Origin of the sequence: Chitinophaga eiseniae (assembly GCF_900167135.1) — a bacterium.
Taxonomy (GTDB): domain Bacteria; phylum Bacteroidota; class Bacteroidia; order Chitinophagales; family Chitinophagaceae; genus Chitinophaga; species Chitinophaga eiseniae.
On sequence record NZ_FUWZ01000006.1, the window covers coordinates 475,148 to 494,028 of the forward strand.

12 protein-coding genes are annotated in these 18,881 nt (G+C 47.9%); 3 read left to right on the top strand and 9 right to left on the bottom strand.

Translation table 11 applies throughout. The features are described from left to right. Positions 1–27: 27 nt before the first annotated feature. Positions 28–1,146, bottom strand: a complete 1,119-nt coding sequence (locus B5D63_RS30965; RefSeq protein WP_078672749.1) for an oxidoreductase — start codon at positions 1,144–1,146, stop codon at positions 28–30. 82 nt (positions 1,147–1,228) lie between these two features. Continuing rightward, entirely contained in the window at positions 1,229–1,612 is a 384-nt protein-coding gene (locus B5D63_RS30970) for a hypothetical protein (protein ID WP_235021670.1), read from the bottom strand. A gap of 260 nt (positions 1,613–1,872) precedes the next feature. Here B5D63_RS30970 and B5D63_RS30975 point away from each other — a divergent pair, with 260 nt between their 5' ends. After that, the gene (locus B5D63_RS30975) at positions 1,873–2,427 is read left to right on the top strand and encodes a glycosyl-4,4'-diaponeurosporenoate acyltransferase CrtO family protein (protein WP_078672751.1); all 555 of its coding nucleotides are present in this window, start codon (positions 1,873–1,875) and stop codon (positions 2,425–2,427) included. Here the strand turns inward: B5D63_RS30975 and B5D63_RS35360 are convergent. After that, on the bottom strand, positions 2,424–3,410 hold the full coding sequence (locus B5D63_RS35360) for a DUF6985 domain-containing protein (protein ID WP_200817132.1): 987 nt from the start codon (positions 3,408–3,410) through the stop codon (positions 2,424–2,426). The genes B5D63_RS30975 and B5D63_RS35360 overlap by 4 nt on opposite strands. 414 nt (positions 3,411–3,824) lie before the next feature. Here B5D63_RS35360 and B5D63_RS30985 point away from each other — a divergent pair, with 414 nt between their 5' ends. Continuing rightward, a complete protein-coding gene (locus B5D63_RS30985) occupies positions 3,825–4,241 on the top strand; it encodes a nuclear transport factor 2 family protein (protein WP_078672752.1) in 417 nt (138 codons plus the stop codon). On the opposite strand, the gene B5D63_RS30990 is transcribed toward B5D63_RS30985, so the two are convergent. Genes B5D63_RS30990 through B5D63_RS31015 form a run of 6 tightly spaced genes read right to left on the bottom strand, consistent with a single transcriptional unit; the run spans position 4,228 to position 17,438 of the window. Beyond that, positions 4,228–7,296, bottom strand: a complete 3,069-nt coding sequence (locus B5D63_RS30990) for a PVC-type heme-binding CxxCH protein (protein ID WP_078672753.1) — start codon at positions 7,294–7,296, stop codon at positions 4,228–4,230. The two genes, B5D63_RS30985 and B5D63_RS30990, sit on opposite strands and share 14 nt — an antisense overlap. Before the next feature lie 30 nt (positions 7,297–7,326). Further along, positions 7,327–10,551, bottom strand: a complete 3,225-nt coding sequence (locus tag B5D63_RS30995) for a polysaccharide lyase family 8 super-sandwich domain-containing protein (RefSeq protein WP_078672754.1) — start codon at positions 10,549–10,551, stop codon at positions 7,327–7,329. A 57-nt stretch (positions 10,552–10,608) separates the two neighbouring features. Further along, positions 10,609–11,994 (bottom strand): mandelate racemase/muconate lactonizing enzyme family protein, encoded by a 1,386-nt coding sequence (locus tag B5D63_RS31000; RefSeq protein WP_078672755.1) that lies wholly within the window; start codon positions 11,992–11,994, stop codon positions 10,609–10,611. A gap of 23 nt (positions 11,995–12,017) precedes the next feature. Then, on the bottom strand, positions 12,018–12,404 hold the full coding sequence (locus tag B5D63_RS31005) for a DUF5017 domain-containing protein (RefSeq protein WP_078672756.1): 387 nt from the start codon (positions 12,402–12,404) through the stop codon (positions 12,018–12,020). Positions 12,405–12,422: 18 nt separating this feature from the next. After that, entirely contained in the window at positions 12,423–14,270 is a 1,848-nt protein-coding gene (locus tag B5D63_RS31010; protein ID WP_078672757.1) for a RagB/SusD family nutrient uptake outer membrane protein, read from the bottom strand. 24 nt (positions 14,271–14,294) lie between these two features. After that, positions 14,295–17,438, bottom strand: a complete 3,144-nt coding sequence (locus tag B5D63_RS31015; RefSeq protein ID WP_235021671.1) for a SusC/RagA family TonB-linked outer membrane protein — start codon at positions 17,436–17,438, stop codon at positions 14,295–14,297. A 631-nt stretch (positions 17,439–18,069) separates the two neighbouring features. Here B5D63_RS31015 and B5D63_RS31020 point away from each other — a divergent pair. Further along, entirely contained in the window at positions 18,070–18,867 is a 798-nt protein-coding gene (locus tag B5D63_RS31020) for a sialate O-acetylesterase (RefSeq protein WP_078672759.1), read from the top strand. Positions 18,868–18,881: the final 14 nt, after the last annotated feature.

Here is an 18,881-nt window from a genome sequence, read left to right on the forward strand (position 1 = left end):
TATGTGGCAGTGACCGGACGTCAGCTGCTAAACAACAGCCTGCACAGACTTTATCACTTCATTCGTGTGTTGAATGGTAGCTTCCGGCCAAAGCATATCAGGATGGAAAGCGAGGGGGGATGTCCCGTTCAGTATGTGCAACGGCCAGGCAGGATCAGCCAGGGCAGCCTTCCCGATGGAGACGAGATCGGCATGCGATTCTTCGAGGACCCTGGCGGCCCTTGTCAACTGGTGCATGCCACCATTGGCGATGATCACACTGCCGGTTATTTGTTTGGCCAGTGCAGCATATGAGGCGCCGTTGCCATAGAAGCTGTCCCGTTCCCACTCACCGCTCTGTACGGCAATATGAATAAAATCAGGCGCTGTTTTGCGGACTTCCTCCAATACCTCGACGGCCATGGCAGCCCCGTCTTTCCAGCGGTACCTGAGATCGTTCACTTTTCCTTCTGATAGTCGTACCCCTACCAGGAAACGTGCCGGCACCACGGCCCTTATAGCCTGAATAATTTCAGCAGCAAGGCGGAAACGGTTGCCGGTGCTGCCTCCGTATTGGTCATCGCGTATATTTAGCTCGGGTGTTAGAAACTGATCGAGGAGGTAGCCGTTGGCCATATGCAGCTCCACACCGTCAAAACCGGCCTGGAATGCGAGCCTGGCGGCATTCACAAAGCCGTCTTTAGCGGCCCGTATATCTTCCGGGCTCATTACTTTCGGAAAAGGGAAAGCGCCGGTACCGCCATATTGTACCATTTTTACGCCCACTGGTTGGATCGCAGAAGGTGCCAATGTTTTCTCCGTGTATTGCGATAACGCACCGGCGTGCATCAATTGTGCAATGATTAACGCGCCATGTGTTTTCACCAGTTTCACTACCGGTTGCCAGGCCGCTGCATGTGCCGTGGTGGTCAGTCCGGGCTGATGGCGATACCCTCTGCTGGCTATTTCATCTGTATAGTTGCCTTCTGTGATGATCATACTGAAACCACCTTTGGCAAATGCGGCGTAGTAGGCATCCATGTCCGCGGTGGCTAATCCTTCAGCGGTGGCGCTGACGCGCGACATAGGCGCTATTACCAGTCTGTTTTTTAATGGATGTTCCGGCCAGGGTAACGGTTGAAATACCGGATGTTTTGTTGTGTTCATATGTAATAAATTATGAACACAAAACTAGTTTATGCGTTTCCGTTGTACGTTAAAGTAGTATAATAAAGGGCGTTAAAGTAGTTTAATTTTTCTCCGGAGGGGCACTAGAAGGCGCCCGGTAAATTTCCACCATATCTTTCATGCGGTCTATCCTGAACAAAAGCAGCCAGGCATATTTTTTATCAACAACGCAAAACTCCCGCCCGTCCTGCCCGGAAGACAGATATATTAGCTCTCTCAACGCCGGATATTGACAGTCATATACCTGGAAGCGGTTGCCCATTGGCACTTTGACAAACAGGACCCAGTAATTACGCCCGTTATCCAGCACGGGCAATTCCTCGTTGTATAATTGCTGAAGCGTGCAACGCCTGGTGAGGGTGCCGTGTTGTAGAAGCTCAGCCCTGTTTTCGGCTTCAATAAAGTTTAGCCAGGTGGACTTAAATAGCAGCGTGACTATTTTCATTATTATTTCGGGGCCGGCCCTGAAGGGATCTTTGAATCCATCGGGGAACTTCTTTTTTATCAAATCAAGTTTTTCATTCCAGTACATTTTCGGGATCTTTATATGATCGTTTGGGCAACAAATATAGCTTTCTGCTCCTGAATATAAAGTCGCTTAAAAAATCAAGCAGAAAAAACGACGATATATAAATATTTATTATAAATTCAGGCCGTTGCCGGGAGCTTAAAAAGAGGCACGACATCAAAAACGAAAAATTCTCTATGAAAAAAACTTTTACATTAATTTTAATTACAATATTTTCAATAGCCGCCATCTATGCCCTTGTTCGTTATGTCAGAATGGACGGTTTTGCGTTTGCGTGGGCACTGAGCTTCCTGCTGATGTTATGTGTGTCTGTTTTCACAGAAGCATTAAAAAGCCCACTTACTTCCGCTTACTATGAGCAAAAAGAATGGGAACGGAAGGGAAAAATATACGAATCCCTTGGAATTAATTTCTTCAGAAAACTGCTCGTATGGTCCGGTTGGGAAAAAGTAATCAGGAAATCTTTCCCGATAGAAAATAACACCTCCGCCTTGACGAAATTATACTATCAAACAAAAAAAGGGGAACTGGACCACCTGATTATCCTGTTGATAGTACTTGGATTTAATATTTTCGTGGCCTTCAGCTTTGGTGTCGTTAAATCTTTGTGGTTACTGGGACTGAATGTCTTCATGAACCTTTATCCCATTTTCCTTCAACGGTATAATCGTCCGCGCGTAGAAAGAGCGATGAATTTGAGTAAGCGGAGACAGCATATACCAGTATGTTAGTCTGTTATCATCCCGCTTCCTTTCCAGCCCATGATGTGACCGTCCTGCGCACTTACGCGGACCAGCTTTCCATCTTTATTATATACGAGCTGTAGCCCATGCTCCTGCTCCCAATCACAGTTACATACCAGTTGCAGATACACTCCCTTATCTTCATAAGGTTCCCTGCCAACATAGAGGTTAGTGCATTTTACAAATCGCCATACCTCTTCCTCACTCTTCATATTCCATAGGACTTCATCGTCTTCATTAAAGCCGATAGCCTCTAAAAAATCCATACAATTGCGGTAAACATGACCGGAAACTGCAAGGCGGTCCACCGACGTCTTAGCTAAAAAATTAGATAGCAGGACATCCGCTTCCTCTAAAAACATTGTGTCTTCATTGGGGTTAAAATCCGTATAGGTAATCGTAAAAGGCTGATTATCCCAAAACGGGATATCTATTTCCCCGGAGGTCCACCAGTCTTCAAAGTCATCTTGCCGCAAAGTTCCAATCGCCTTTGACTGTACTGTTGTTTGAGTGATCGCAATCTTCTTTTTCACCTCAGGCACCTCGTTGGAAAGTCCGGCAAAAATGGCTTTTTTTTCTTCTTCGGTCCGCCTTTCAAAATTATTGAGCTTTTTAGACAGTTCGGAAATATTGGTGGTGCGCGTCATCTCTTTTGCAACGATAATAATAGAAAAGGGCCAGACCTTCTGATCGTATGACATATATACAGCTGTATAATCCAGATCGGGCAGTTCATAGTAGGTCTCGGTAGATATCGTGTAGTAGGCCAGGCACATCCTGTAACTATTAGTAGGATATGTTGGGTCATCCGGTCGCCAGTTAAGCTCAGGATGATACTTACGGATAATAAGCATCGTGCTGTCATCCCGGGTTATCGTTGCCAGAGGATACTCCTTTAAAAATGCTTTAATCTTTTTCGACCGCTTGTTTAAAAGCTCGCTACGGAGTTCAGTAAGTTCCCATCCTGTCATGGTTAATATTTTTGTCAAAAATGCTATGTTACTTTTCTATTTCCAAAACATCACCGTCTACAAAACGTCTACAGTAGTTAAACAACCCTCAAAAAAACAAACATAAAAAGTTAATTATCATGCTGTTAACAAAAAAAACAAAATAGTTTGGAGCAGTTAAAAATAACTTCCAGCAGAAACTATCCCGCCTGATTCTTTGAATTTCACAATTATTACTTTGATAAGGCCAATCTGTAAAAATCGGGAGCGCATACCTTTGTGTCACCAAGCCCGACATGAGAATCCGTTCAATGGAGATGCCATGGGTCACTCCAATCCAGGCAGAACATTTACCGCAAAGGAGATGAGAACAACAACTCATTACCAGGTGCCGGATATGTATTTCGGGGAATTAAAAAAATTTGGGACAAAACCATGAACACTCCAGCAAACAAAATCGGTGTAGAAAACGAAGAACATTTAATTCTGCTTACGCTGAACAACTATCTTGAAGGGCGTCCGACACTGGACATCGAAAGGCTCCGGGCGGCGTTCCACCCGGATGCATACATCAGGACCGTCATAGACGGAAAGCTGGTCCAGTGGGCACTGCCGCAGTACCTGGAGCTGGTGGCCCAGGCAGCTGTACAGGAATGCCGGCCGGAACTGCTTTCCTTTACCTGGGACGGAGACACCGGGTCGGCCCACGTTCAGCTGACCTTTGACACCTTCCGGTTTATTGACCGGTTTAACCTGATAAAGTTAGACGGGAAATGGCAGATCATGGACAAGGTTTCCTACCGGGAGGCGTTATTGCCAATACGTCAAGACGCACCCATCATTTCTTCATAATATATGCAAAGATATCTCTTACTTCCTGGTCAGACAGATGGTCCAGTATCCTCTCCGGCATCACCGACACCTGCTGCGCCTTCATTTCCTTTATCCGGCCTGCAGAAAGAACAATATCCTTACCCCCTACAGGCTGAAGGGTAATGGCATCGCCGTTGCGGGATACAATCTTTCCTTCCAGGGTACGGCCATCCGTAGTAACGACCCGGTGAATGACATAACCTTCCCTGATATCAGCATTCGGGTCAATAATATTCAGCAGCATACTGTTGATATTGTTCCTGTCATAACCAGTGAGCTCCGGTCCAATCGTTCCGCCTCCATCAAATAAACGATGACAGGCGCCACAGTTATTGGCGAACAGTACCTTCCCTTTTTCCATATTACCCGAACCCGACTTGATAATTTTCACATACCTGGCAATGCTTTCATTCTTTTCTTCAGAAGTAGCCAACTTCACACTCGGCCATAACCGGTTCACTCGTTCTCCCATCTGCGGATCTTTAAGCAATTTAAACCGGCGTGCAGCAGCCTCCGTAACGTCTCCCTGACTAATCACTTTGGTTTTTTCAATGGCATCCAGGAATGCATTAGCCCACACGCCCCTGCTGGACACCAGGTCTATCGCCGCATTCCGCACCCCTTCGTCACCCCGGTACTGCGGATAAGCTGCCACCACGTTGCTGCCAATTTCAGGGTTATCAAAGTACTGTAATGCCTGTATAGCGGTTTGCTTCAGCGCTCCTGAAGCGCTGCCGGCCCCCACCACTTTTAGTAAAACGGGGACCGCCCTTTCCTGGCCGGTTTCACCCATTATTTTGATATAGGCCAACCGGTGCTGCATATCCGCTTTTGAATCTCCAACAACCTTGAGCGCCTGGTCTACCACTTTAGGATCGCCCTGCCGGAGGCCTAACGCCAACGGTCCTCCGAAAAGCTCATTCTGATAAGGCTGAATGGCACGGGTAAGCGCCGGCGACAAACCCACCAGGTCACGCCCGCGAAGTCCCTCGCGCAACCCATCTATCAACAGTTTCGCTACCTGCCTGGAGGGCGCCATCTCAATTAAACGGGCTACCGCTGCAAAATTTGCTTCGCCGCCCGCCATCGTATAACGTTGTACCAGGCGTTTTAATATCGTCTGCTGAACAGTCTTTCGCTGCCAGAGCGGCGGATGTCTGAACATCGCCAGTACACGGTCCCTATCCGTTTCTGCGCTGGCTTCTATTGCCCACCAGGTCAGTAACGGAATATCTGCATCCTTCTCGTCATCATTGCTTTTCAGCAATCCTTCAATAAGAGATACGGCCAGATCACCTTTCAATCGTTTTGCCGTGCTGGCGATCTGACTCCTTACCTCCGGGTCCTGCTCCGAAGCGGCCAACCGGACCAGCCGTTTAGCCACCAGCGGAGAAACAGCGCCGCCATCACCGGACAAACGCACCGCCCAGTTCCTGACATATGGATCTTTATGACCCAGCGCAATGAAGGCTACTTCATCGCTCCAGCCCCCACTCCCGTTGATCGCCCATAATGCCTCCAAGGCTATCTGGCCATCACCGGATTGAAGCAGCGGCAGTAATTCAGGCAGGAAAGATTTGTCTTTGCGGTTGGCAAACTGTAGCTGTGCCTGTTGACGGAACCATTTATTCTCCCCTTTTAATAATTGTATCAACTGACCACCGGAATACTTGCTCAGGTCAAACTTTGGCGGTACCGGCGTATGCGCCTTACTACGCAGGCGATACACCCTTCCCGATGTTTTATGCCAGGTATCGTGCGGATCTACGTGCGACAGACGGCTATCGTACCAATCGGCGATGTACACATTGCCATCAGGTCCCGCTTTAATATTAACAGGCCGGAACCAACGATCATCCGTTTTGATGATCTTCTCTTCATCCACATTGGAAAAGGTAGATCCGGCGGGTTCTAAACGGGTAAGCTGTACATAATTCAGGAGCGGGTTGAGCGCTATCATTTTACCTTTATACCTCTCTGGCAGGCTGGTTTCCTCATACCGGATCAGTGAATGCGTAAACCGTTTTCTTTCACCGGTAAGTTTCATACCGGGCAGATTTCCGAACGTATAGGCGTTGGTGTAAGGGCCATGTTTTCCTAAACTTTTCTGATAGTAAGCGCCTTGTTTAAAATTCGGCCCTCTGTCGTACCCGTTGTCCCCGGAATACAACCGGCCCTTGCTGTCGAACTCCACATTGAAGGTATTTCCCCCACCTTCTGCAAACACTTCAAACACCTTTGTATCGATGTTATAACGCCAGATAGCCTGGCCCTGAAAGGCAACATGTTTTGATACGGCGGAACTGATATCAGCCGTAGTGGTGCTTCCCTGGGCGCCGTACAACCAGCCATCGGGCCCCCAACGGAGACTGTTGGCGACGGCGTGTGTATCTTCCAGTCCAAACCCCTGTAAATGAACCTCCGGGTTTCCATCCGGCATGCCGTCGTTGTCTGCATCAGGATAAGCCAGCAGGTACGGTGGGTTCAGTACCCAGATCTTCCCTCTTCCTGTTACCACGCTGGTGGCTATATTCAATCCCTGTATAGCATCGGTGGACTTATCATAAACACCGTCTCCATCCGTGTCTTCAAACACCGTAATCTTGTCCGCCCCCTTCACGCCAGCCGGCGGAGCAGCCGGCACCTTGTCAAACTTCACCCGCAGGTAATTATCTATGCTCACTACTTTCAGTCCCTGAGGAAAAGGATACTGATGATACTGCACCACCCAAAGCCGGCCACGGTGATCGAAGCTCAGTTCCACCGGCTGTACCACCTGCGGCTCGGACAACACCAGGTCCAGCGCCAGGTCGTCGGGGTATTTGAAATGTTTCAGCGTTTCCTTGGGCAGGGTGGGCTGTGAAGAATCCGTCAGCGCACCTACCCCTTTAAATGACTCCATATAACGGGCCACATCTTCATTATCACTTACCGGCAACTGCGTATTTTCTTTCTTCGGGCCCTGCTGGTTACAGGCAGCGATCATCACCATGATACCTATACCCGTCAACCAAACTTTTATTCCTCTATTCATTTTTTATACTTTAAAAGACAAAATTTCACGTCAGTACTTTACAAAAATCCCTTTCTCCTGCACAGCTCCACCTGTGAGCAGCAGCATATAAGTGCCCGGCGTTAAACCGGAAACATTTAATGAAACATGATTCAAACCTTTGCTTATCTGCATCTTTTCCGACCGCAGCACGGCGCCCTGCATCGTCATGATTTTCCGGACGGCGGTGCCTGCATTGGCCGCTGTAAACACGATTTCTATCTGGCTGCCGGCCGGATTGGGGAAGATGCTGAGTAGCCTTGCTTTGTCAGTAGCCGCTTTCATAGCTTCCGGTGTACTCATCATTGCCCGAACGGTATCTTCCGCCTGTTTCTCCACATGTTTTACCAGTTTGATGGTTTTGGAAAATCCGTGCTCCAGGTTAAATGATGCCGTTAGCGTAGTACCCTGACTCGTAACACTCACATTGGAAGGATTCTCCAGCACATCCCAGTTCCCGTTGAGGACCATACTGACCGTCCTTGGATTGGCCAGCCAGTAATAGTTAAAAGCTGTTTCCGTCGTAATATTCATGTCCGGGGAATTCACGGTTACCGTCAGTGTGTCGTCCTTTTCTCGTATTCCCGCCATAGATACGGCAGATACGCTTTTTACATAGCCAATATTGACGTTGTTGTTGGATGTAAAAAAAACATACGAGGTAAGCGATGCGGGATTATATCTTACCACGTGCAGGGAATCTGTTTGTTTCAGGATATCATAAGGCATACCAGTGGCAAATTCCGCGGCCAGCGTTTGCATGCCCTGCGGTGTAGTGCCCGGTATTACCACATAATGATATTTGACTTTATCAGGATTCTTGCCGTGAATCATCCAGGCCTTGCTGGCGTAGGCTGTATCAAAGGAATTTGGAAGATTCTGGTTGGTGACGGACTCCCTCGGAGTTGCCTGTCTTGTCCTCACCACACGCACGGCTGCATTTCCGGCCGGTATATAATAACCGGTTGACTGTGCATTCAGGAGCCATAATGGTGTTGTTGCCGTACTGATGGTTTCATCATAGCTGGCATTCGTAACAGCAGCAGCTGAATTTACATAAATGGGTGCATTGGTCGTTTTATGGATGGCCTGGAAAAAATTGGTGGCTACATCTCCTAAACCATTTTGAGCGGAGATCCCACTACCCAGGCAAACCAAAATACTATCAAAGGCAAATACGGTTTTTCTGAACACCAGGCGGGACGGGCTATAATTTCCATTAGCCTTTTCAGAAAAATTTAAACCGAAAATCCCTTCCTGTCCCAGGGACAATGCTCCTGCGAAATTGAAATTCTGAAACTCCATCGCTGTAGTCCTTAAGGGCTGCAGTCCTCCATACCCCTCAAAATGCACCGTGGTGGTACCGGGCATAACATTCCAATCCCACCCGCGGCCGGAGAGTATGTACCCGGTGGCAGCCAGCGTGCCGTCATATAATACTTCCAACGTACCGTAACTCTGATAACGGCCATAACGGTTTTCTGTCTTATAGATTTCCGCGCCGAATATTTTACTGGTAAGCCCTCTCATCACCACTACCCAGTTATTCTTCCGTTGAATTCCCAGTGCGCCGTAATTATAGTGATGGAAGCCTTTCAGGGAATTGACCGGCACAGGGAATTTATTTACGCCTGTCACGTCGTTATAGATCCCGCCCATTACCGGGTCTGCGTCACACCCTTTAATATCTCCTCCTATTTCCACGAATTTCTCAAAACGGTCAGGCGTTACCGGCAACTTATCAGGGAATGGGTTTCTTCCGGATTCAGCATGTGCATACAACACCCCTTTGGATGATCCGGCCAGCAGATAGGTCAATCCCTTGCTCAAATTCTCATAAGCGGTGAGATCTATTTTATAGACAGTCCCTTTTAAATAATAGGCATAATCAATCCATCTTAACCACGCCCCCATATAACTGGTATGCTGGGAGCCATGATGATAGCCTACACCATCGGGTTTCATCCCGTCCCTGCCGCCCAGCCCGGGGACCGTGTTCCGTTCCAGGAAACGTTTCAGCAGCTTCAGGTCGCGGACCGCAGTGTTCGCATCCTGTTCCACGATGGCCAGCTCAAAAAGCAACGGCATTTTTATATTGAGAAAGTCTACACTATAACCCTCCTGGAAAGTAGCGCCATATAACACCGCATACTCGTTAGACCATTTCAGCATCTTTACCACTTCCTCCCGCATGGCCGGCGGATAATAAGGCAGCGCCAATAAAAACCCTCCCGGGAAGGTTCTTGCCTGCGTATAGGAATTGGTTTGAAGCACAATCCTGCCGCCTTCCGCCATTCCTTCACTAAGCAGGTACCCGGTAAACAATAATAACTTCGACAAAGCATCCGCATCGCCAGCCGCGGCTCTTGCCAGTGATCCGCAATACGACGATACCTTGACCAAAGTATCAGGATGGAATATGCTGCGGATACCTTTTCCGTTGATACTGCCATCGCTGTTATAATGGATGTTAAGAGAGCGAACATAGTTTTTGGCAACCGTCAATAGGGTATCGGTACCGGGCGACTTTATAAGACGGGTTTTCACGGTCTGCAAATCCGTCAGCTCCGTTGCCGTTGCCGCCGCCACCGGCAGGTCCGGGCCGTTCTTCCATTTCTCCAGCACATCCAGGTAGGGAGCGTTCGTCACATTCTTCCGGAAATAGGGATAGTCGGGGTACACATGCGGGCCGGGAATACGAACGTCCGTATTGCCAATGATGGTGGCTTCATCGATATAGATCACACAGGTATTAGAAGCATTTGCCGGCTTATAGGTAATTTTCATTTCGGTCAGGGCAAAAGTGTCCGGAACAGACCCGCTGAGGGGATAATCGTAATAATAAGACCGGTGAAATTCCATCCATCCTTTATAATTCAACAGCATCCTTCCCTGTCTTTTTACAACACCATCTTCATCCAGAAACTGGAACAGCAGCGTATCAGTGGTTACTGCCTGACTGTAGACAAACATTTGCGCAGCAGCGGATGCAGCCTTCGTCATTTCCGAATCAGGAATGGCCAGGTTGGTGGCCCGGATATAGTCCCCGTTTTGCGCGGCCCATTTCAGTGCGCCGGCGCCCCCCTTCAGGTGTTCGGTACTGGACGATAACGCCCCTGCAATGTTACTTTGCCAATTGAGAGGAATACCGCTGTCAAAAGAAACAAAACGCTGCTGGGACCGAAGCTCGCTAAGGCTTGCCAAAAACATCAAAACAAGAAGTAAAATTTTGTTCATAACTGATGTGATTTATGGTTTATGGTGTAGCAGGGAACAGCAACTGGAAATATTTACTCAGTGGGGTTGTTGGATAATTCCCTGGTAATGCGGCGAGGACTGGAATATGCCCCCGCTTTGGTGATAGAAGTCTTCGTTTAGTACGAATACCCCATTCCTGGGCTGTGTCCAGGAGGCGCCCGCCAATGGATGATAGGCCTGCATATTTTTCCAGTTGTGGTAATTCATATCTCCGTTCGTTTCCATAAAACCCATGCCCACCCCGGGGAAAGACATCAGGCGCGCAGCAAGGTTTTTATTCCAGTCAATCAGAACAGGATTTACGGTCAGGTCCGCGCAGATACAGGGAATCTGCTTTTCAGCGGCCAGCGCCGCTATCTTCATCGACATGCTCAGGGTTTTCGCAATGCCTTTTAACACCATGGCTTTGTAACCCTGTTCTATTCTCCTGATCGCAGAAGTTTCATTATGCACGCTTTCGTCGGCAGCAATGGTAATACCGGTGTCAGATACATCTTCTTCATTTTGCTCTGCCAGTGGTTCTTCATAAAACAGAATATGTTCAAAAGCGCCAATTTTCCTGGCATGGTCCAGGTAGCGCATCAGCCATTCCTTCTTTTCATAGCGGCCGTTGGCGTCCATCGTGTAAATCAGCTTTCCGTTCGGGGTCTGCGTTGTACGCAGGTCTTTCAGTGCCTGGTGCACCTGGGTAAGCCGGGCCATGTCCTTTTCCAGCATTTCAGCTGTGGTTCCCGGGTAGCCTGTCTTTATTTTAAATACAAAATAGCCGGCGGCGGCGGCCTGTTGCAAATCCTGCACCGGCATACCATACGGCACCTGGTACATGATGGCTACCTTATTGTTTTTATGTGACAATCCCTTTTTGTAGGCGGCAGGGACCATTTCATCAAAGGTGGAAAAGTTATTCTCTGCCGCGTATAACAGCCAGGCGGCATTATCCGCACTCACCAACGCGTTGTAAACAAAATTGGTATTCAGGTCTGCTTTACCGGTTAATTGTTTTGCCTCCGCCAGTAACCGGGGAAAGATGGCATCCAGCAGACTTACAGGATCGCGGAAAGGTGTTTTTTTGATCAGCTTCAGGGCGTGGCCTGCCACCAGGTACATCAAGGCATTCCCTTCTGCTTCGGAATGTGCGGCAAACAGCTCTGCATCTCCGTATAATACACTTTGTGTGGCAATGCCGGTTTTATTTATCCCCGACGCTGTTTCCAACCTCGAAACCACCTGCCAAAGCTCAGTCAGGTAAGCCCCCTTAAAACCAAATGGCCGTACCAGCTTTTCGCGTTCAAAATCCGACCCGGTATGAATAACCTCTATATTTTTCATAGTATGTGTTCCTTTGCCTTTCAGCTGGTCCGGGTTCATCCCGGCGAATACAGCTATCAGGCCTGTATTTCTGATAAATTGTCTCCTGTGCATCGTAATTGTAGTTATCCCGGAGATCAGTCGGTAACAGTGACGGTGATTGCCCTTACGACTTCCTTCCCGGCATATATGTTGACATTCTTCGCCACAAAAAAAGCTTTGTAAGTACCTTTGGCTGCGTAGGTGTAAGTAAACTTTGTGGGCCTGGCATCAGAATATCCTTTTACAGTAACCGACTTGTTAACGCTGCCGGCAGTTCCGGGCGGCGCATACTCAAACCCGGTTTCACCGGAATAAAAGGAGATAATACCGGCCGTCCCTTCAAAGTCAAACTGGCCTTCTTTTCCCGCTTCAAAAGTGACGGATGAAGCGGTTAGGTTAAAATCCGGCGTGTCCAGCTTCGGTTCTTTTTTGCAGGACACCGTCATCGTTAATATGGATAATATGATCAATACCGTTTTCATATGCGTATCAGTTTTAAATTACCAGCCCGGGTTTTGTGTTAATGCCTTGTTTAAAGTCAGCTCTCTTGTAGGAATAGGCCAAAGCCGGTTCCTGTCTGATATGTTAGGCCCAAAACCTTTGATAAAAAGATTCAGGTAGGCAGGTGTAGTGGAAGTACCCAGGTCTTTTTCAATGGTAGCGGAAAGCGCATGCATACGTTCCACGAAAATCCCCCAGCGGATCAGGTCTGCTTTACGATAGGTTTCTCCACTCAGTTCCCTTGATCTTTCATCCTGGATAAACTTGCGAAATGCGTCTTTACCGGCGGTTGCTTCCACCGGCATATCGGCATCGGCAGTGGTATAAATGGTGGCAGTAGCACTGGCGCCGGTGCCATCTCCTCCGGTGAATGTAATGGCAGGGGGACTTGTATAGCCTATACCACGTGCAGTTCCATACACGGCATCCGGTGCAAATGTTACCCCTGTGACCTGGCCTCCGGATATGACCGCAGTAGCCGAAATACCGGTGCCTCCCCCGCCTGTAAATGTTACCGTGGGCGCAGCGGTGTAACCCGCGCCCCCACTGGTGATGGTCACTGTCTTAACACCGGTGCACCATCCCCTTCTTCTTACTTTGTTGACCGCTTCTATGGCGGCCGCAGTAGGGCCGGATTCCTCGTTTTCCGCTTCGGCGAACATGAGCAATACATCCGCGTAACGCATCAGGGGACAGTTGGTAGGCGTACCTGTATTATTTTTAGGCAGCACCACTTCATACTCCCTTCTGTATTTCCCGGGAAACCTGTTGTAAGCCGTTGTACGGTCAACAGACGTGAAGAAAACCTTATGGTTGGCCGGTTGGCTGGCTGTACCGTAGCTAAAAGTGGAGATGGACCAGTCCCTTCTTACATCTCCTTCCTGATAACGGTAGTACATGTCAGCCGTTGCTTTGATGCCCGCATAGGCAAAGCCGGTTTGTGTATTCTGTGTAGCATTTCCATTCACGTCTCCAAGGGAGCCTGTTTCCGTATAGGCATCCGACTTATTGCCCCAATACTCTACTTCCCACAAACTCTCCTTGATATCATACTTATCCGATACCAGGTTGATGAATACGCCGGAATAGGAAGGGTTTAATGCATGCCCTGCTTCACCGTCGTCCATCACTTTTTTAGCCCAGTTGCGCGCATCTTTATATTTGCTGATATCTCTGACGGGATAACCGGCCATATGCAGGCAAACACGTGCCAGTATGCCCCTTACGGCCGACTTATTCACCCTGCCGCCAAAGCCCAGCTGTTTAATAGGCGCTACCAGCCCCTCTGCTTCGGTCATATCCGCAATGATGCGGTCATATACTTCTTTTGCGGTGGCGCGTGGCGCATCTACCTGTTCAACAGATACAGGAGGCTTCAGGATCAATGGAACGCCTCCAAAACTCTGCACCAGCATAAAATAATAGTAGGCCCTTAGAAACAGGGCTTCGCCTTTTACCCTGGCGCGGGCAGCCGAATCGAGGGCGGGATTATTATCCAGGTTAGCCAGGAGATAGTTGGCACGCCCGATACCGATATACAGGTTACTCCAGAAGCTCTGGAAATCAGGATGTGCAGCGGTAAAATCATAAATATGAAGGCCGCTGAGCGGAGAGTTTTTGACATACCAGTGCTCATCGCCCTCAAACCCGAACCGGAAATGAATGGGATTGGCATATAATACGCCCAGGTTGTCATACACGCCATTCAATGCAATGTTCAACTGTTCTATGGTGCGGTAGTAGTCTGAAGGCTGCAGAAAATCTTTCGGTTTGCTATCCAGTTTCTTTACACAGGCGTTCAGGCTGGCGAGAAGAAACAGGGATAATAATAAATAGCTGTACTTCATGTTGTATGTTATGAGCGTCAGGAATTAAAAAATAGCATTGAGTCCAAAAACAACCGTCCTTGCGATCGGGTAAGCCGAAAAGTCAAATCCAGGCGTCAGCACCGAACTACGAACAGATACCTCCGGGTCCATACCGGTGTAACTGGTAAATGTGAGCAGGTTTTGTGCGGCCACTGTGAGCCTTAGTTTGCTGAAGTGCAAAGCGCGCAGGTATCTTTCCGGGAGATTATAACCGAATGAAACGGTTTTCAGCCGCAGATAAGAGCCATCTTCGATCACCCGCGACGAATAACTACCGATGGTCCCCTGGCCGCCTGCTTTAAAATTTTTGTTGGTTGGATTGGTTTCACTCCAGCGATCTTCGTAACTGGCGAACTGATTCAGGCTGAGTCTTATGTTTCCGTTGCCTTCAAACATGTACCGGTTGGCATTCATGATATCATTTCCGTAAGACCATTGCAGGAATATACCGAGATCAAATCCTTTGTAAGTGAAGTTATTGGAGAAACCGCCTGTATGAAGTGGCTGTCCGCGGCCTATGACGGTCAGGTCTGCCGTCGTGATGTTCCCGTCCCCGTTCAGGTCACGGTACTTAATATGCCCGGGCTGGGCAGCAGCGCCGTTATTCGTCACACCAGGTTTTAGCGTATACACCCCGGACGCCGATTTATTGAAATCATCCAGCTGATAAACACCATCAAAAATATACCCGTAAAACATACCCGCCGGCTGCCCTACCTGCGAAATATAGGGCGGGTTGTTGTTATACTGGGTTTCAAAATTCACGGTTGAATACAGCGCATCCTGCCCTCTTACCAGTTCCAGTATTTTGTTTTGATTAAAGCTGATGTTAAAATTACTGGCCCATTCAAACGATTTTGTGCGGATGTTTACTGTTTTAAGACTCAGCTCCACGCCCTGGTTCTGAATTTTCCCGATGTTCTGCCGTGCGCTCAACAGGCCCATGGTGGAGGGAAGATCTGCATTCAGCAACAGGTCGCGCGTAATTTTCCGGTACCATTCTGCGGTAAACTCAATCCTGTCTTTAAACAACCCAAGGTCATAACCAATATTCAACTGGGTGGTAGTCTCCCATTTCAGGTTACTGTTACCAATACCGCTGATAATGGCGCCTTTGCCCGGGGTGGCATTATTAAACGAGTAAGCGTTGGCAACCGGAAAACTCAACCCGGAATACGCGTCATAATTCCCTACCCGGTTGTTGCCGGTACTTCCGTAGCTCAGACGCAGCTTTGAATTGGAAATAACCCGCGATCCTTTCATAAACTCTTCTTCCTGCATATTCCAGGCAAAGGACCCTGAGGGGAAATACCCCCATTTATGGCCTTTGGCGAACTTGGAGGAGCCGTCGCCACGGAAGGTTACTTCGAAAAGGTACTTTGATTGATAGTTATAAGTGAGGCGGCTGAAGAGAGAAGCCATAAAGCTCTCACCGGCGCTGGCATAACCGGCATAGGGAATCCCTTCGTCCAGTCCGGGCATTTCCAGTTGCTCATTCGGCAGGTTCTGCGCGGCGTAACCATAGGTTTCGGCTTTGTAATGCTGAAACGAAACGCCTCCCAGTACGGTTATTTTATGATCCTTGTTAAAAGTGGTATTATAAGTAACGGTATTATCGTTGGACCAGATGTTTGTTTCCGAATAGATCACGGAGCCATGTTGTCCCCTGGAATTCCGCGGGTTCAGGGGGCTTCCCTGTACGGTTTTGGAATTAAAGAACAGGTCCCCTCTCCTTTGTCTGCCGGAGATGGAGCCGGAAAACCGGAACACCAGGTTACTCAGCGGCGCGTAAGACAGATAACCATTGGTCAGGAAATCTGATGTCTTACTAATGTTATGTTCATTATTATTAGTGATGATGGGGTTTAAACGGATATCATACTGGTTGAGGAAGTCCATATCACCTTCCTCTTCCGTGAGATCTGCGTTCGGATCACCGGATACCGGCCGGTATCCCCAGGCCCTCGATAACAGGTAGGTGGTAAAGGAAGGACCGTTTCCTTCAGAAACCGGCTGCCCAGAGGTGGTGATCTTGCTGTAATTAGTGGTGATGCCTGCTTTCAGCTTTTTGCCGATGCCCTGATCAATGGCCACCCTGCCCTGATAGCGGTTATATCCCGAATTGATGATGATACCTTTTTGATCGTACACAGAACCTGAGATGGAATACTTCGTTTGTCCGGTACCTCCCCGTAAAGCGATGTTACTGATAGTAACGGGCGACTGGCGGAATACCTGGTCCTGCCAGTCGATCCCTTCCATATCTTTGTATGACTCCAAAGTTCTTCCATTCGTAAAATAGGTAGCCGCGGCAGAAGTTTTGTTCAGTTCCGCCTGGTATTTTACAAACTCGTAGGCATCCATCACCGGTATTTTTTTCTGTACCTGCTGTACACCATAAGAAGCATTAAAAGAAATAACGGGTTTTCCAAGTTTACCTCTCTTCGTTTCCACCAGTATTACGCCATTGGCCGCCCTTGAGCCATAGATGGCCGTTGCAGAGGCATCTTTGAGGATGTTGATCGTTTCTATATCGTCCGGGTTGAGCATTCCATCTTCCGGGTCTTCGATCGGGAATCCATCGATCACATACAGTGGCGCATTACTCTGTGTTAATGAGTTGGCGCCTCTGATGACGATGCCCATTCCTTTTCCGGGTTGCCCGTCCTGCGATGAAACCTGTACGCCGGCAATACGTCCGGCTAATGCTTCACTAAACGAAGCCACGGGCGCCTTTGCCATGTCTGCCATGTTTACCTGGCCTACCGAACCGGTAAGGTCTGTTTTCTTAACGGTGCCGTAAGCTACTACAATCACTTCAGACAAATTGGAAACCGACTTACTGAGCGTTACGTTCAATACCGCACCCTTAGCGACGTTGAGCGCTTTTGAAGTATAGCCCATCGCTGAGAAGGTAAGGATATCTGCTTCACCTGCTTTAATAGTGTATTTACCATTTGCATCCGTTCTTACAACAGTTCCCGTCTGTTTCGTCCTGATAATGACAGTTGGTATAGGCTCACCTGTTTCGGCATCTGTAACAGCGCCTGTAATGCTTTTAGGCTGCTGTGCATGTATTTTCACCGACGCAAATAAAAACAACAAGAGCAGCATGACAAACGCAGGCCTTGAATGATACATATTCATTTTAATAAGTTTGGCTGATAGATGTTGGTTTCAATAATTGTTATTCATCATAGTTGCATAAAAACGTATACGCACACGAGTGGTGACCGGCGCATAAATTCAATAGAAATGACTACCCCTTACAGGAGCGGATTTTGGCTATCGTTTAACCGCTATATTTTTGTTTGCATTAAAATTCAGACAATCTCTTAATCCTCATTTGCCCGAGCAAAAAAGGGTTATTCATACGTGAACCATATTAAAATCTGACAGGCCCGTTTTTTGGTTTTCGGAAACACTATAGTAAGTCCATGAATTACAAGACTATGCTGTCTTTTGGACAACATCCCTCATCTTGATCAGTATAACAAAGTCCCTTTTTTCAGAATACCGGGTACGTACCCGAAATTATAAAACAATTGTTACAAACCAAATTTTTTAAGCTAATATTTGCATCTATTTTTATAGAAAAAAACAAAAAAACACAGCAGATAATCAAGTGAGTAAGGATTCCTTATTTATCTAATAGTAAACAGGTATTTTCATCTAATGGTAAACAGGTACACTATTTACTGCAGGCATTTTCCGGATGTCTTAATTAATATTTCCATGGTATCAATATTCGCTAATATTCATTAAAAAACGATCACAAATGAAATACACCTCCATCATTTTGTTACTCATGACTTCTCTGACAAGCATGGTTCATCCGGCTTATGCGCAACGGTCCGCTCCTAAACCAGACCCCAAATTTCATTTATACCTGCTGATCGGTCAATCCAACATGGCTGGCAGAGGAAAAACAGATAATACCAGGAAACCGGTAAATGCACAGATCCTGATGCTCGATAGTACCGGGAAGTTTGTGCCGGCTACCGATCCTGTGCATTTTGATAAGAAGGAAGCGGGTGTAGGACCGGGAATCAGTTTTGCAGAGGATATGTTGGCCGCCAACCGGAAAATAAAAATCGGCCTTATTCCCGCAGCCGTCGGCGGTACTTCCATCCAGCTGTGGGTACCCGGAGGATACGACAGCGTGACCCACACCCATCCTTATGATGATGCCATGGTCCGTGCCGGAGAAGCCATGAAATATGGTGTACTGAAAGGGGTACTCTGGCATCAGGGCGAGGCCAATTCGTCGAACTTCCTGGATAGTCCGGGTTATATCTTTTTACTGCGGCAACTGGTAGAAAGGATAAGAACAACATTCCATATGCCGCAGCTTCCGGTAATAGTAGGCGAATTGGGATACTTCCGTCCGGCTTTTATAAATTTTAACACCATGATAAAAGCGGTGCCCGACAGCATAGCCTTCACCAACATAGTAAGTGCCCAAGGACTTCAACATAAGGGAGATAACACCCATTTCAACGCGGAAAGCGCAAGGGTGTTGGGAAAGAGATTTGCGGCAGGGATGCAGGCGTTACAGCAAAGGGATCGAAAGTAATCAATTGGGAAATA

Coding starts and splice junctions, on each gene's coding strand:
- B5D63_RS30995 (WP_078672754.1), bottom strand. CDS start 10,551: ATGAACAAAATTTTACTTCTTGTTTTGATGTTTTTGGCAAGCCTTAGC.
- B5D63_RS30990 (WP_078672753.1), bottom strand. CDS start 7,296: ATGAATAGAGGAATAAAAGTTTGGTTGACGGGTATAGGTATCATGGTG.
- B5D63_RS31005 (WP_078672756.1), bottom strand. CDS start 12,404: ATGAAAACGGTATTGATCATATTATCCATATTAACGATGACGGTGTCC.
- B5D63_RS31010 (WP_078672757.1), bottom strand. CDS start 14,270: ATGAAGTACAGCTATTTATTATTATCCCTGTTTCTTCTCGCCAGCCTG.
- B5D63_RS30965 (WP_078672749.1), bottom strand. CDS start 1,146: ATGAACACAACAAAACATCCGGTATTTCAACCGTTACCCTGGCCGGAA.
- B5D63_RS31000 (WP_078672755.1), bottom strand. CDS start 11,994: ATGCACAGGAGACAATTTATCAGAAATACAGGCCTGATAGCTGTATTC.
- B5D63_RS30975 (WP_078672751.1), top strand. CDS start 1,873: ATGAAAAAAACTTTTACATTAATTTTAATTACAATATTTTCAATAGCC.
- B5D63_RS31015 (WP_235021671.1), bottom strand. CDS start 17,438: ATGAATATGTATCATTCAAGGCCTGCGTTTGTCATGCTGCTCTTGTTG.
- B5D63_RS30970 (WP_235021670.1), bottom strand. CDS start 1,612: ATGAAAATAGTCACGCTGCTATTTAAGTCCACCTGGCTAAACTTTATT.
- B5D63_RS31020 (WP_078672759.1), top strand. CDS start 18,070: ATGAAATACACCTCCATCATTTTGTTACTCATGACTTCTCTGACAAGC.
- B5D63_RS35360 (WP_200817132.1), bottom strand. CDS start 3,410: ATGACAGGATGGGAACTTACTGAACTCCGTAGCGAGCTTTTAAACAAG.
- B5D63_RS30985 (WP_078672752.1), top strand. CDS start 3,825: ATGAACACTCCAGCAAACAAAATCGGTGTAGAAAACGAAGAACATTTA.